Source organism: Ruegeria sp. Ofav3-42 (assembly GCF_022347725.1).
Taxonomy (GTDB): domain Bacteria; phylum Pseudomonadota; class Alphaproteobacteria; order Rhodobacterales; family Rhodobacteraceae; genus Ruegeria.
The window spans coordinates 166,360-179,587 of record NZ_JAKRGB010000003.1 but is presented as its reverse complement, the minus strand read 5'-3'; the positions used below and the strand labels follow the sequence as shown (position 1 = coordinate 179,587).

Sequence of the window (13,228 nt, the reverse complement as noted above, 5' to 3'; positions counted from 1 at the left end):
CCAGGTATTCCGGGTGCAGAATGCGAGATGACCGGGTGCGGGTCAATTACCAGATTAGACATCGTCCAAATCCGCGGCCAAAACACGCACGGCCAGTGCACGGGTTATGTCGCGCTTTTCCGACAGGGCAAGCTGGTCCAGTTGCGCCACCACGTTCGCCGCCGTTTCAAAGCGCCGGTCCATATGTTTGACCAGATAGGCGATAACATCTGGGCTGGGGTTCAGTTGCCGGTCCACGAACAGCTTTGCCAGAACCGCACCCAGTAAAGCATCATCCGGTGGATCAAGCGCCACATGATGCGCGCCCTCGATCCGGCTTTGCAAATCCGGCAACGGCAGTTGCCAGAATTTGGGTGCAAGCCGCCCGGTCATAAGCAAGGCATTGCCTTCAGCCAACACAAGGTTGTGCAGGTGGAACAGAGTTTTCTGCTGTTCGGGATCGCCAGCGACCATCGGTACGTCTTCGACCGCCACCGGAGTGCGGGCAAGGGTGGGCACATCGTCGTACCGAACGTCCGATGCCTGAATGATCCGCCCACCGGTTTCCGCCGCCCAGACGTGGGCCAGATGGGTCTTGCCTGCGCCGGCGGGGCCGCTCAGCACCAGTTTGTTGCCCGGCCAGGAGGTGGCCGAGATCATTGCGACGGCCAGGGCATTCGCAGGCGATACAAAAAAGTCCTCACGCCCCAGCGCAGTCTTGGCCGGAAGATCAAAGCTCAGCTGAAGGGCCATCAGGAATCTTCCCGGTCCGCGCTTTCGAGGCCGGTATACAGGCGGCTGTCCAGGTAGACTGATGTACCAAACCGCGCGATCACGCCCAGTGCCGCCGCTACGGGAACTGCAACCAGCATCCCGACAAAGCCGAACAACGCCCCAAAGACCGACAAGGCCAGCAGCAACCATACAGGGTGCAGACCAACCGAATTGCCAACAAGTTTCGGCGTCAGGAAGTTACCTTCGGCCACCTGACCCAGTGCAAAAATACCGGCAACCAGACCGATATGCGCCCAATCTCCCCAGAACTGGAACAGAGCCAGACCGATGGCGAGCGTCCCGCCGATCAGCGCTCCGAGGTATGGAATGAAGGTGACCAGCCCGGCAATAAATCCGACAATCAGTCCGAATTGCAGACCAACAGCCATCAGCGCCACGGCGTAGTATGTGCCGAGGATCAGGCAGACTGTGCCCATGCCGCGAACAAATGAGGCAAGAACGGCGTCAATTTCTTCGGCCAGACGTTTGATTGTGGGGGCGTGGTCGCGCGGCAGCAGGTCTCCGATACGGGCGATCATGCGATCCCAGTCCAGCAACATGTAAACGGTCACGACCGGGACGATAACCAGCAGAACGACCACATTGATCGCAGAACCCAGCGAGGCCGCAACGGTTTGCAACACATCACCGGTCTTGGATTTCAGGGTTTCGCCCAATGAGACAAGGAACTGATGGGTGTTTGACTCAGAGTCCAAAAGCGACGGGAACTGCTGCTCAATGAAGCCGCGTAGCTGTTGGAACAAGCTGGGCATGACCTCGACCAGCTCGATCAACTGAGTGATCAGGGCTGGCACGACCATCAGGATCATCAGGGCAAAACTCAGGATGCCTACAACGGTGATGATCGCGGTGGCTGCCATGCGCGACAAACCCAGATTTTCCAACCGATCCGCAACCGGATCAAGGAAATAGGCGATGGCGCCGCCGATCACGAACGGTAGCAGGACGTCGCCAAGTGCCCACAAGCAAAGCACAAAAACTACAGTGGCAATGCCCCAGTATCTGAGTTGATCCTTTACCGGCAAGGCCATGCTTGTCCCCTTGTTCTTGGCTCCTACCGGCGTTCTTGGCTTATGCGGCGCGGTGATGCAAGCGGTTCATGCGTGGGGAATTCCGGACCTCAGGAGCTTAGCGTGCCAAGCTCTGGCGTGTCGGCGGTGGCGGTTTCGTCCGGCCAGTTGGTGCGCCAGATTTCAGCCGACCAGTGCCCGCAGTGAACCGACGGCCGGTCAAAGCCGGGCACAGGTGTCAGCAGTGGCGATACGACGACGTCGTGGCGCGGAACCGCGAAATAGGGGAATGAGTATCGCTCTTTGCCTGATGTGTTGACCACCCGATGGGGTGTGGATTTCAACCGGCCGCCCGACCACAGTTCGAGCATGTCGCCGATATTGACGACAAACCCACCGGGCGGACAGTCCGGAGTGATCCAGCCGCCGTCGCGGGTCTGCACTTCGAGCCCGCCAACGGGGTCCGGGGCGATAATGGTCAAAGCGTCCGTGTCCTTGTGCGGATGAATGCCAAACCCTTCCTCGTCCGGGGCCTGTGGGGGATAGTGCAGCAGGGTCATGTTGGTCATTGGCGTGACGAAAGCATCCCTCAAGATATTCGGCTTCAGGTCCAGACCGATCTCCAGCGCGCCCAACAGCAGGTCCGTCACCCGGTCCAGTTTCGCCCAATATCCCAGAATGACATCCTGCGCCTCGGGCACTTCGTTCGGCCAGAGGTTCGGGCCATAGAGTGCGCAGTCCTGACGCACCGGGGCTTCCTCGGGCACATCGAAATGCAGCTTGTAGCCTTCGTATTTGTCCGCTTTGCCCGAGCCGTCATTGGGTGTGAAAAAACCCATGGGAATATAACCGCGATAGTTGTCGCGGGTGATGGCCTGATCCCATTTGCTTTGCTCGTCGATGTCAAAGATCGCGCGGGTTTTGGCACGAACTTCATCGACGGTATCCGGTGAAACGCCGGTGCCCGTGACGGACAGGAAACCAATATCGGTACACGCACCCAAGACTTGCTGGACCGCAGCGCCGTGATCCGGATGCGCAGCGTCGTTGAGCGGAGAAATGTCGATCGTGGGAATTGTCTGCATCAGTGAATCCTCACGCCTTGCCGATCCAGTTCTGCGTGAACCGGAGTGAGGTTCAGCTCGTGCAGCTCCTGATTGCTTTTCAGCGACAGCGCTGCAGCAATTCCCGCACCCTGACCCATGACCGCGCAACAGGCCATGTTGCGGGTTGCGGCGTGGGCAACCTTGTCTGCCCCGTGTGAGCGTCCAGCGACCAGCAGCCCTTTGACACCTTTGGGCAGCATCGAGCGATAGGGTACTTGCATGTATCGCCCCGTGGTCGGCAGGATCAGGATGCCATAGCCATCTATGAATTCAGGATAGATGCCGATCGTGTCCTCGAACCGGCCCTGATGGCGGGCGTCATCCTCGGTCATGTTGTAGACCGCGTCGATTTTGCGCGTGTCGCGAATTCCTATGGTCATCCCGAAATTGCGTAACCGTGCGTTCTCGCATCCTGGCATAAACCGGCGCAGGGCTTCGATGGCCAGCATCGACTGACGACGGCCTTCGATTTCACCCCGTGTCAGGCTGTCGGGATCGGTTCCGTCGATCTCAGCCAAGTGGATGAGGTTCATATAGGTCAGCTCACCCGTGTCATGCATCGCGCCCCATGTGCCCGCGATGGTGTTGAGATGTGACGGGATCAGCCCCTCATCAATCGCCTGCTGAAAAGGCTTGTGCACGAAGGGCGAGAACATGTCGTCTTCTTTACCTGAGGTTTCGATGTTCCATTCGCCGCCGCCGCCCCAATCCTTGTACGTCTGCGGATCGGCTTTGACACCTTCCATAAAGGCGCGTTTGTCGACGCCGGCCAAATGGAACATGACCGAGGCCGCCATCATGTCTTCGCGGGCGGTTTTGTCGGTCGGCGCACCTGCGCGGTGGGCTACGTCCGCGTCGCCGGTGGCGTCGATCACAACCTTGGCCAGAATCGCCTCGCGCCCCGCCTTGGACTCGGTGATGATCCCGGTGATCCGGTCGCCATCCATGATCGGAGCGACGAACTGCCGGTGCAGCATCGGATGAACACCAGCCTCTTCGACCAGTTTGTCGGCCACCAGCTTGAACCCTTCGCTGTCCAACTCATAGCTCAGCGACTGGCTCTCCGGGACGGCGGCGCCCATGTCCTTGGCGCGGGTCTCGAATTCCATACCGATACCGCCTGCCTCGACGGTTTGTTCGTGGCGGTACCAGGCAAAGCCTTCCACACCCACGGCGGTGATATTGCCACCCATGCAGCCAAATCGGTCGACCAGAGACACTTCGGCCCCCGCGCGGGCAGCGGCGAGTGCTGCGGCCAGCCCTGCCGGACCCGATCCGACAACAAGAACGTCCGTCTGGTGGACAACGGGAATTTGGCGTGCGGGTTCCTGAATGGTCTGCATGTGGGCCCCTTGGGTTTTACATTCCTGTCACAATCAAAGAGCCTGACTGGCGGGTCAATCAAAAAACCGACCGACCCGAGGTCGCAAATTTACCAATGCATGATTGCCCCCGGCAGGGCTTTGGAATAATGACCTTTGAAGTCCAAATTCACCTTTAAAGGTTCAAAATGCGCCTCAGCCGTTACTTTCTGCCCGTTCTCAAGGAAAACCCGTCCGAGGCCCAGATCGTCAGCCACCGGCTGATGCTGCGTGCCGGAATGATTAAGCAAGCCTCTGCCGGGATCTATTCGTGGCTTCCTCTGGGCTTTAAGGTTCTGCGCAAGCTGGAAAACATCATCCATGAAGAGCAGGCGCGCGCAGGCCATATCGCAATCCAGATGCCCATCATCCAATCGGCGGACCTGTGGCGTGAATCCGGGCGCTATGATGACTACGGTCAGGAAATGCTGCGTATGAAAGACCGGCACGACCGGGATATGCTGTTCACGCCGACCGCCGAAGAACTGGTCACCGACATCTTCCGCGGCCACGTTAACAGCTACAAGGACCTGCCGCTGACCCTGTACCAGATTCAGTGGAAATTCCGCGACGAGATCCGCCCCCGTTTCGGCGTGATGCGCGGTCGTGAGTTCTATATGAAGGACGGCTACAATTTCGACCTGACCAAAGAGGACGCGCTGCACGCCTATAACCGCCATCTGGTCACTTATCTGCGCACCTACGAGCGCATGGGCCTGCAGGCCCTTCCGATGCGCGCCGATTCCGGCCCCATCGGCGGCGACAATACGCACGAATTCCTCGTGCTGGCCGATACCGGTGAATCCGAGGTGTTCTATGACAGTGCCGTGACCGACCTGACCTTTGGTGATCGTCAGATCGATTATGACAGCCGCGAGCAGTGTCAGGCGATCCTTGAGGAGTTCACCTCGAAATACGCACGCACGGATGAGACCCATGACGAGGCGCTGTTCAACAAGGTCCCGGAAGATCGCCGCCGAGTTGCGCGCGGGATTGAGGTTGGTCAGATCTTCTACTTCGGCACCAAATACTCTGAAGCCATGGGTGCGACGGTTCAAGGCCCCGATGGCAAGCCGACGCCGGTTCACATGGGCAGCCATGGTATCGGTGTCAGCCGTCTGGTCGGCGCGATCATCGAGGCCAGCCATGACGACAATGGCATCATCTGGCCCGAAGGCGTGACCCCGTTCCATTGTGGCATCGTCAACCTGAAACAGGGTGATGACGAGGCTGATGCCGCCTGCGACAAGATCTACGGTGCGTTGACGGCTCTGGGTCTTGACCCGCTGTATGATGACCGCAACGAGCGGGCAGGGGGCAAGTTTGCCACAATGGACCTGATCGGTCTGCCATGGCGCATCACCGTTGGTCCGCGCGGTCTTAAGAACGGTGTGGTCGAACTGACCTGCCGCCGCACAGGCGAAAGCGAGGAAATGCCCCCCGAGGCCGCAGTCACAAAGATCGCAGAGATCTATGAGCGCATCGCCTGACAAAACCGACGCGCCGCTGATCTCGGTCATCACTGCGACCTACAACCTGCTGTCGCAAGGGCGGCAGGACAGCTTTCGCGAGGTGATCGACTGCATGGCGCGGCAGGGCTGTGCCCGGGCTGAGCATATCATTCAGGACGGCGCGTCGACCGATGGGACAGTGGAGTTCCTGCAGGAACTGACAGCGGATGCCCCACGCACGCGGCTGATAAGCGAACCGGATTCTGGTTTGTACGACGCCATGAACAAAGGGGCGCAGGCCGCATGCGGGGAATACTTGCTGTTCCTGAACTCGGACGATTCATTGGCGTCCGATGATATCCTGAGCACCGTCGCGGACCGTCTCGAGGCGGCCCAGCCGGATTTCCTCTATGGCTCGACCCTGCGGCGGTACGAGGACGGATCGGAAACCCGCGAAAAGCGGATGTCGCTGACAGCGATCCTGCAACGGATGCCGTTCTGCCACAATTCGGTGCTGTTGAAGCGGGATGTGTTTCTGGCTCTGGGCGGGCACGACACGCAGTTCCGCGTCGCTGCCGATTACGATCTGATGTTGCGGCTATTGACCGAAGGGTATCAGGGCGAACGCACGGACGAGCCGATTTCAATGTTCTGGGGCAGGGGGGTGACAAGCGATATTGTCATAACCGCCGAAGACTATGCTCGTGTCTGGATGAAATACTACGATGGGTTCAAAGCGGCCCAGGACCTGACGCAGGAGGATTTCTTTCGGTTCTTCCGGCGCGGCCACATGCCCGTGCCTTTGATCCTGGAGCGGTTGTCAAAGCCCGGTACATCGGATGCAATCAAAGCAGCCGCACGCCACAGCTTGTGGAAGACCATGCGCCGGTCTGTCCAGTTCTGGCGCAGCTTCTAGGCGCGGCCTACCGTCGGACGGGCTGTAAGAATGTCTCCGTCAGCTTGCTGACCTCGTGCAACTACGATCGGACGTCCCAACCTCCGGACCAGTTCCTTGAACTCGAGGCCCAGAAAGCGCAGTCCGCAAACCCGGTCTCCGGTCAGGTTGTCCGTGATGCACATCCGTCCATCCCGGAAGACAAGACCATAACCTTTATCGTTCAGGACGTCTGTCAGACCCGCCCAGTTTGCAGCGCTGGCAAAGATCGGAAGTATCGTCGCGCGCAGCAAGGCTGCGGATTCACAATCCAGTTCCGTTGATATTTGTCGGACCGTAATTGTGTCCGGTTTTTCTGTATCAATTCTAATACTCATGAGCGACCCCCGCTCTAAAAATGTATTCCCCCGTAACTAGGGTGACAAAGTTTCCCAAAATAAGCAAAAAGCGAAATAAAGTTGCGTCTAAAATGTTGCATTTTGAGTGCAGTTTGCCTCGCCGTGCTCACATTGACTTCATACATGAAACAATATCCGGCTGTCTGTGAAGAGCGTCACAACCAGTGGTGTATTCCGTCGGCAGACGATCACCTTTTAGTTCGAATGCATGTTCGAACCAAGGCACGACTGATTCGCAGATCCCGGGCTTTGGCGCGCCTTGGACAAGCTGGAATTCACTGACCTAAGAACGGCGACCATTAACGTATTCGCCTGACAATGCAGCTCTTGTTTCCATGACTTGGCGCGATGATCTGCTCTGCTCTTATACTTTCAGATCGCACAACCGGCCCTGCCGCAATGCCTCGGTGATATGAACCACCGGGTTTTTTCTGAATTGGAAACCGAAGCGGCCGTGACCGGCAGGCGGATAACAGGTGCTAATCCGCGCGGCGGGGCTGACTACCGGGTTGACCATCTGGTGAAATGCCGAAAGGGTCGCGTCAACAAAGCTACCGGAATAAGCATGGCTAAAACACCCCCGCCCTTTGCCCTCTTTGAATGGAAAATCGCCTGGCGTTACCTGCGCGCGCGTCGCGCCGAGGGTGGCGTCAGTGTGATGACGTGGATTTCCCTGATCGGTATTACGTTGGCCGTCTTTGCGCTGATCGCCACTTTGGCAGTCCGGTCGGGTTTCCGGTCTGAGTTCGTGGGCACCATTCTGGGGGCTAATGCGCACGTGACGGTTTATTCCACTGGCGAGTTTGACGCTCAGGGCCGGGTTGACCGTACGATCGCGAATTACGACGAGATAGCCGCCAGTATTGCGCGGGTTCCCGGCGTTGAACGCGCAGCCCCTCTGGTCAAAGGCCAGGTTCTGATCACCAATCGCGACCGCAGCAGCGGGGTCGAGGTGTTCGGAATTCAACCCGACGACCTGCATGATCTGCCGGGTGTCGCTGAAAGCGAACAGGCAGTAGGGGACCTGTCCCGGTTTCAGAACGGTGAAGATGCGATTGCCATCGGGTCCGGCGTGGCCCGCAGCATTGGGGCGACGGTTGGTGACACGGTCAAACTGACGTCACCCAACGGAGTAAAGACCGCCTTTGGCACTTCGCCGCGCGTGAACGCCTATCGCGTGGTCTACGTTTTCTCAGCAGGGCGATATGACATCGACCGGACCCGTGTCTACATGCCGTTCGAACAGGCGCAAAGCTTTTTCAACCGCGAAAGCGTGGCAGACGAAATCGAAGTGATGGTCGAACGACCCGAGGAGATGAATCCGATCCTGATCCCGATCCTTGAGGCTGCGGGACCGCGCAGTCAGATCTGGACATGGCAGGACGCCTCTGGTGGTTTCCTGCGGGCGCTGGAGGTTGAGGACAATGTGATGTTTATCATACTGTCGATCCTCGTTCTGATCGCCGCTATGAATATCGTTTCCGGCCTTATCATGCTGGTCAAGAACAAAGGGCGGGACATTGGTATTCTGCGCACCATTGGTCTGAGCGAAGGGTCGGTTCTGCGTGTCTTTTTCATCTGTGGGGCATTTACCGGCATTATTGGCACGGCCATGGGGGTGATCCTCGGTTGCCTGTTTGCTATCTATATCGATCCAATTTTTTCCTTCGTGAACTATGTCATGGGTGGCGGAGTGTGGGACCCGTCTATTCGCGGCATTTATGCCCTGCCGGCTGAGTTGCACCTGACAGACGTTCTCAAGGCAATCGGGTTGTCGCTGGGGCTGTCCTTCTTTGTCACCTATTTCCCCGCCCGTCGCGCGGCGCGGATGAACCCGGTTGAGGCGCTGCGCTATGAATGATGTGACGATGCGGCTGGATGGTCTGACCAAGACCTATCTGCAGGGCACACCCGGCGAGGTTCAGGTGCTGCGCGGTGTGGATTTGGAACTTTGCGCTGGCGAGGCGGTGGCCTTGGTCGCCCCGTCCGGTGCAGGTAAATCGACGCTGTTGCACATTGCCGGGTTGCTGGACGCTCCGGACAACGGGTCAGTCGAGATTGCGGGTCAGAATGTGGCGGGCAGGGGCGACCGGACCCGTACCGCTCTGCGGCGGCAGGATGTGGGCTTTGTGTACCAGTTCCACCATTTGCTGCCCGAATTCACAGCGCTCGAAAATATCACTTTGCCGCAACTGGCCAACGGTGTTTCCGAGAAATCTGCACAAGAGAGGGCGATGACGTTGTTGGATCGGGTTGGTGTTGCGGCGCGTGCTAATCACCGCCCTGCCGCATTGTCGGGCGGAGAACAACAGCGTGTGGCTTTTTGTAGGGCCTTGGCCAACAAACCGCGCATTTTGTTGGCGGATGAGCCGACGGGAAATCTGGACCCCGAAACGTCTGATCAGGTGTTTGACGCCTTGATGGCGCTGGTCCGGGACGAGGGGCTTTCCGCGCTGATCGCGACGCACAACATGGACCTTGCGGCGCGCATGGACCGAAAGCTGCGGCTTGAGGCGGGTATGCTCAGGCCAGTTGAGTGATGGCGACTCCGACGGCCATCACAGCGATGCCTCCTGCGCGGATCCAGGTCAGTGGCGTGACCTGAGCGCCAAACAGGCCAAAGTGATCAATGGCCGCCGTGCTGATCAGTTGACCCAGTAAGACAAAGAACACTGCGTTACCGACGCCGAAATGCGGCGCGACATGTGTGATGGACAGAACGTAGAACGCGATCAGGACGCCGGCCAACAGCAGGTGCTTCGGCGCTTGGCCCACCTTGGACAGCGCTTCCATACCCGGAAACAACAGCATGACCAGCGCCGAAGCGACGAACGCGATGGCGAACAGGATCACGGCTGCAGTCGTGGGCGACCCGATCAGCTTGCCCAAAGCTGCATTCAATGCCGCCAGAATCGGGACACCGATCCCGGCTGCCAGCATGATCGCTGCGTATTGTGTCATTGCCTGTATCCTCTGCGCCGGGTTCGTTGATCTGGATCATTGCGCCAAGCTGCCCGCCGGGCAAGCCTGCAAATGTCAATCGAGACAGGAGGATGCGATGATCAGGCCCTTGTTCGGGACTATTTGCATGGGGTTCGCCGCCGTGGCGTCTCAGGCCATGGCGCAGAACGTGGAAACCGGTGCCGAGTTGTATGGGCATTACTGCGCCACGTGCCATGGGATTGATGCGACTGGCCATGGTCCAATGGCTGGTGTGCTGATCATTCAACCCACTGATCTGACGCAACTTGCCGGAGAGGATGGCGTTTTTCCGACGGCCCGCGTCGTGGCGCGTATCGACGGGCGCGACCCGTTGGTCAGTCACGGCAGCCCGATGCCCGTCTATGGCCCCTATTTCGAAGGGCAGGACACCACGATGAAAACCGCTGATGGCCAGCCGATCCTGACCAGTCAGCCGATTGTAGATCTGGTGGCATATCTGCAAACGCTGCAGTGAATCTTGCCGCTAGCGGCAGATACCCTCGACCTTGGCCCCGCTCCACGGGATGACAACGGCACGTTCCCGTTTTTCGCCGGGCAGGGGAGACAGATTAAAATGCGCGCCTAGCATTTCATGAAGCCTTTGCGTTCGCGGGGCGGTCGGATCCAGCGCCCGGCAGCAAACATATTCTTCGACAATCGCCCCCTGTTGCTCAAACCCATAGGACAGAAAGTCCGGCGATGTTTTCAGATCGAACTGATAGGGGTCCTTGTTCCCGCCATGCTCGGCGGCCGCGCGAAGGGGGTGGTAACCGGTGGTTTTACGGTTCTGCCATTGCCAGACATGGGTCAACTCATGCGCCAGCAACATCGCGGATATCAGGTCCATTTGCTCCGGAAAATCGGACATATAGTCCTCAAGATACCACTCCTGAGTGAAATAGATTTTGTTGAACAGGGCAACTGCGGCAGGTTTTGCGGTGACGATCCCTTCTTCGGTTGGGGGCAAAATACGTTCCCGGCAGGCCAGGCGTGGACGGTCCTTGCGGTAGAATGTGATAGGCGCGACCGGAGCGCCCTCAACCAGACGCACTCGATCCAAGTTCAGTGTGTCACCCTGGACAACACTGGCAAAGGCGCGTTCCTGATCCGTCAGCGGACGACCGCAGGCGGCAAACAGAAAGAGAAGCGTCATCAAAATGCGAGGGACCATAGTTCAAGCCTAATGCGAAGTACCCGCGCTGCAACCCGTTTTCACAGGCTCATCGCCAACACGCGGCTGATTTCTGTCAGCGAACGATTGGATTGATCCATCCACGTATTGAAGGCCTCCTGCACCGCCGCCATCGCTTTTTTTGAGGTCGGAATCTTGCCGACCACTCCTTCGGCAACCAGTCGCGCGGTCACGTCTTGCGAGAGGATAAAGCTGTCCCGCCCGGCGAACCGCATGGCATATTGGGCTGAGGCCCCGCCCAAGCGCGACCCGCGCTTGGCCAGCATCGCCAAAAGCCCGATGTAGTCGGACGACGGCCAACCGCCCAGAACCTGACCCGCACCGCCTTCTTCACGCAATTCCAATAAAAAGGCGGCATTGTCCCGAACCGTGGAGATTTTGGTCCCGTTGCGGACGATACGGGTGTCCTGAAGCAATGCGTCGAACTTCTCATCATCCATAAAGGCGCAGCGCCCGACATCGAACCCATCGAACGCGGCCTCAAACCCGCCCCATTTGTTTTCGATGACCTTCCAGTTGAACCCGGCCTGAAAGACGCATTTGGTGATAATCGAAAGCCAGCGATCGTCTGGCATGGCCGCAAGTTCGGCCGGGCTTTTGGGTTTGCTCAGTTTTGCGTCCAAGGCAGCCGGACCGCCGTGGCGATCCGCTGCTATGGCGAAAATCTCTTCGAAGTGGCGCATCTGTTGTGTCCTCCGCGGTTAGGTTTGCCCGATGGGCGGCAGGTTGCAAGGTCCCAAATCAGGGCGCATTTTTTGGTCTTTAGAGCCGTCGTAATTGGGAAACTGCACAAAAATCGGCATTTGGATAAAGAAATGCTCGACAAAACAGGGGATTCGGGTTTGTGATTGACCCGTCAATCAATGTCCCGCGTCAAAAAAGTGAAAACACGGTTGGCGCGGGTGTTCGGCACAATGCAGCGGGTGGGGACTTGCAGCTTGGTCCGAGGCGAAAAATTCCGCCTTGGTTCAAAGTGTTCACTTCCCTTTTGCGGCTAAAATTGTGCATGTTGCGACATGGTATTGTCGTCCGACGAACCTATCGGTGCGGAAGTGTGCGCCGAGGCGGACGGTACACAAATAAGACAGGGAGAATGTCGATGAAAAAACTCAGTGTCAGCCTATTGGCTATGATGGTAGCCGGTTCCGCCTATGCCGCCGATATGGGCGCCGTGGACGAACCGATCAAACTGGCAATCAACGAATGGACTGGTCAGCACGTGACAACTCACGTCGCGGGCGAGATGCTGAAGGCTGCGGGCTATAACGTCGAATACGTAACAGCCGGCATGATGAACCAGTTCCAGGCGATCGCAGACGGCGACATCACTGCTACGCTTGAAATCTGGTCGTCCAACGTTTCGGACGAATACGCCAAGAAGATCGACGAAGGCACCGTGGTCGAGATCGGCGATCTGGGTCTGGACGCCAAAGAAGGCATCGCCTATCCGGCGCACGTGGCCGATCTGTGCCCGGGTTTGCCCGCATGGGAAGCGCTGAAGGATTGCGCGCAAGTCTTTGCAACTGCTGAAACTCTGCCGGGTGGCCGTTTGGTCGATTACCCCGCCGATTGGGGAACACCGGGCGCGGACCGCATGGTTGGTCTTGAGCTGCCGTTCAAAGCGGTTCCTGCTGGTTCCGAAGGTGCTCTGATCGCCGAGCTGCGTGCCTCGACCGAGCGTAAGTCGCCGCTGCTGATCACCTTCTGGCAGCCCCATTGGGCAATGTCGGCCTATGACGTTCAGTTCGTTGACCTGCCCGCAGGCGAAGAAGCCTGCTTCAACGACCCGGCCTGGGGCCCGAACCCGAACGCCGTGAATGACTGCGATTTCTCGCCTTCGCGCATCTTCAAGGCCAGCTGGAACGGCATGGAAGACAAGTGGCCTGCCGCCTTTGAAATCCTGTCCAACTTCGAACTGGCGGTCGAAGACCAGCAGCCGATGATGGGTGCGATCGACGTTGACGGCGGTCAGGTCGAAGAGGTTGTCGCGGCATGGATGGCCGAGAACGAAGACAAATGGCGTCCGGTTGTAGACGCGGCAACGCAGTGAGTTCGCATA

The 13,228-nt window shown here is 58.3% G+C and carries 14 protein-coding genes; 6 read left to right on the top strand and 8 right to left on the bottom strand.

The window, feature by feature from the left end; genetic code table 11:
• Positions 1–54: 54 nt before the first annotated feature.
• The 4 genes from MHN28_RS06215 to MHN28_RS06200 all read right to left on the bottom strand — a co-directional run bounded on the left by MHN28_RS06215 (position 55) and on the right by MHN28_RS06200 (position 4,233).
• Positions 55–732, bottom strand: coding sequence for a DnaA ATPase domain-containing protein (locus MHN28_RS06215; protein WP_239337183.1), 678 nt, complete (start codon positions 730–732; stop codon positions 55–57).
• The gene (locus tag MHN28_RS06210; protein WP_239337181.1) at positions 732–1,805 is read right to left on the bottom strand and encodes an AI-2E family transporter; all 1,074 of its coding nucleotides are present in this window, start codon (positions 1,803–1,805) and stop codon (positions 732–734) included. Before MHN28_RS06210 ends, MHN28_RS06215 begins: the two co-directional genes overlap by 1 nt.
• A gap of 89 nt (positions 1,806–1,894) precedes the next feature.
• Positions 1,895–2,869, bottom strand: a complete 975-nt coding sequence (locus MHN28_RS06205; protein ID WP_239337179.1) for an isopenicillin N synthase family oxygenase — start codon at positions 2,867–2,869, stop codon at positions 1,895–1,897.
• Positions 2,869–4,233 (bottom strand): FAD-dependent oxidoreductase, encoded by a 1,365-nt coding sequence (locus MHN28_RS06200; RefSeq protein WP_239337176.1) that lies wholly within the window; start codon positions 4,231–4,233, stop codon positions 2,869–2,871. The genes MHN28_RS06205 and MHN28_RS06200 overlap by 1 nt, the downstream gene beginning before the upstream one ends.
• A 167-nt stretch (positions 4,234–4,400) precedes the next feature.
• Here MHN28_RS06200 and proS point away from each other — a divergent pair, with 167 nt between their 5' ends.
• Positions 4,401–5,741 carry a proline--tRNA ligase gene (gene proS, locus MHN28_RS06195; protein ID WP_239337173.1) on the top strand — a complete coding sequence of 447 codons (1,341 nt, stop codon included), beginning with the start codon at positions 4,401–4,403 and terminating at the stop codon, positions 5,739–5,741.
• The gene (locus MHN28_RS06190) at positions 5,725–6,618 is read left to right on the top strand and encodes a glycosyltransferase family 2 protein (protein WP_239337170.1); all 894 of its coding nucleotides are present in this window, start codon (positions 5,725–5,727) and stop codon (positions 6,616–6,618) included. The genes proS and MHN28_RS06190 overlap by 17 nt, the downstream gene beginning before the upstream one ends.
• On the opposite strand, the gene MHN28_RS06185 is transcribed toward MHN28_RS06190, so the two are convergent.
• Positions 6,615–6,974, bottom strand: a complete 360-nt coding sequence (locus MHN28_RS06185; protein WP_239337167.1) for a hypothetical protein — start codon at positions 6,972–6,974, stop codon at positions 6,615–6,617. The two genes, MHN28_RS06190 and MHN28_RS06185, sit on opposite strands and share 4 nt — an antisense overlap.
• Before the next feature lie 586 nt (positions 6,975–7,560).
• Here MHN28_RS06185 and MHN28_RS06180 point away from each other — a divergent pair.
• Entirely contained in the window at positions 7,561–8,856 is a 1,296-nt protein-coding gene (locus MHN28_RS06180) for a lipoprotein-releasing ABC transporter permease subunit (protein WP_239337164.1), read from the top strand.
• Entirely contained in the window at positions 8,849–9,535 is a 687-nt protein-coding gene (locus MHN28_RS06175; RefSeq protein ID WP_239337161.1) for an ABC transporter ATP-binding protein, read from the top strand. Before MHN28_RS06180 ends, MHN28_RS06175 begins: the two co-directional genes overlap by 8 nt.
• Here the strand turns inward: MHN28_RS06175 and MHN28_RS06170 are convergent.
• Complete coding sequence (locus tag MHN28_RS06170; protein ID WP_239337158.1) at positions 9,519–9,956, bottom strand: DMT family transporter; 438 nt, start codon at positions 9,954–9,956, stop codon at positions 9,519–9,521. The genes MHN28_RS06175 and MHN28_RS06170 overlap by 17 nt on opposite strands.
• A 97-nt stretch (positions 9,957–10,053) precedes the next feature.
• On the opposite strand from MHN28_RS06170, the gene MHN28_RS06165 reads away from it, so the two are divergent.
• Positions 10,054–10,452: a cytochrome c gene (locus MHN28_RS06165; protein WP_239337155.1), complete on the top strand. Its 399-nt coding sequence runs from the start codon at positions 10,054–10,056 to the stop codon at positions 10,450–10,452.
• A gap of 9 nt (positions 10,453–10,461) precedes the next feature.
• Here the strand turns inward: MHN28_RS06165 and MHN28_RS06160 are convergent, their stop codons facing one another.
• Together MHN28_RS06160 and MHN28_RS06155 are read right to left on the bottom strand one after the other, a co-directional pair.
• On the bottom strand, positions 10,462–11,130 hold the full coding sequence (locus MHN28_RS06160; protein WP_370645665.1) for a hypothetical protein: 669 nt from the start codon (positions 11,128–11,130) through the stop codon (positions 10,462–10,464).
• Positions 11,131–11,189: 59 nt separating this feature from the next.
• The gene (locus MHN28_RS06155; protein ID WP_239337151.1) at positions 11,190–11,852 is read right to left on the bottom strand and encodes a DNA-3-methyladenine glycosylase I; all 663 of its coding nucleotides are present in this window, start codon (positions 11,850–11,852) and stop codon (positions 11,190–11,192) included.
• Positions 11,853–12,268: 416 nt separating this feature from the next.
• On the opposite strand from MHN28_RS06155, the gene MHN28_RS06150 reads away from it, so the two are divergent.
• On the top strand, positions 12,269–13,219 hold the full coding sequence (locus MHN28_RS06150) for an ABC transporter substrate-binding protein (protein WP_239337149.1): 951 nt from the start codon (positions 12,269–12,271) through the stop codon (positions 13,217–13,219).
• Positions 13,220–13,228 lie beyond the last annotated feature (9 nt).

Bases quoted from the DNA above. Each gene is read 5' to 3' on its own strand.
- MHN28_RS06215 (WP_239337183.1), bottom strand. From the start codon at position 732: ATGGCCCTTCAGCTGAGCTTTGATCTTCCGGCCAAGACTGCGCTGGGG.
- MHN28_RS06210 (WP_239337181.1), bottom strand. From the start codon at position 1,805: ATGGCCTTGCCGGTAAAGGATCAACTCAGATACTGGGGCATTGCCACT.
- MHN28_RS06205 (WP_239337179.1), bottom strand. From the start codon at position 2,869: ATGCAGACAATTCCCACGATCGACATTTCTCCGCTCAACGACGCTGCG.
- MHN28_RS06200 (WP_239337176.1), bottom strand. From the start codon at position 4,233: ATGCAGACCATTCAGGAACCCGCACGCCAAATTCCCGTTGTCCACCAG.
- proS (WP_239337173.1), top strand. From the start codon at position 4,401: ATGCGCCTCAGCCGTTACTTTCTGCCCGTTCTCAAGGAAAACCCGTCC.
- MHN28_RS06190 (WP_239337170.1), top strand. From the start codon at position 5,725: ATGAGCGCATCGCCTGACAAAACCGACGCGCCGCTGATCTCGGTCATC.
- MHN28_RS06185 (WP_239337167.1), bottom strand. From the start codon at position 6,974: ATGAGTATTAGAATTGATACAGAAAAACCGGACACAATTACGGTCCGA.
- MHN28_RS06180 (WP_239337164.1), top strand. From the start codon at position 7,561: ATGGCTAAAACACCCCCGCCCTTTGCCCTCTTTGAATGGAAAATCGCC.
- MHN28_RS06175 (WP_239337161.1), top strand. From the start codon at position 8,849: ATGAATGATGTGACGATGCGGCTGGATGGTCTGACCAAGACCTATCTG.
- MHN28_RS06170 (WP_239337158.1), bottom strand. From the start codon at position 9,956: ATGACACAATACGCAGCGATCATGCTGGCAGCCGGGATCGGTGTCCCG.
- MHN28_RS06165 (WP_239337155.1), top strand. From the start codon at position 10,054: ATGATCAGGCCCTTGTTCGGGACTATTTGCATGGGGTTCGCCGCCGTG.
- MHN28_RS06160 (WP_370645665.1), bottom strand. From the start codon at position 11,130: ATGACGCTTCTCTTTCTGTTTGCCGCCTGCGGTCGTCCGCTGACGGAT.
- MHN28_RS06155 (WP_239337151.1), bottom strand. From the start codon at position 11,852: ATGCGCCACTTCGAAGAGATTTTCGCCATAGCAGCGGATCGCCACGGC.
- MHN28_RS06150 (WP_239337149.1), top strand. From the start codon at position 12,269: ATGAAAAAACTCAGTGTCAGCCTATTGGCTATGATGGTAGCCGGTTCC.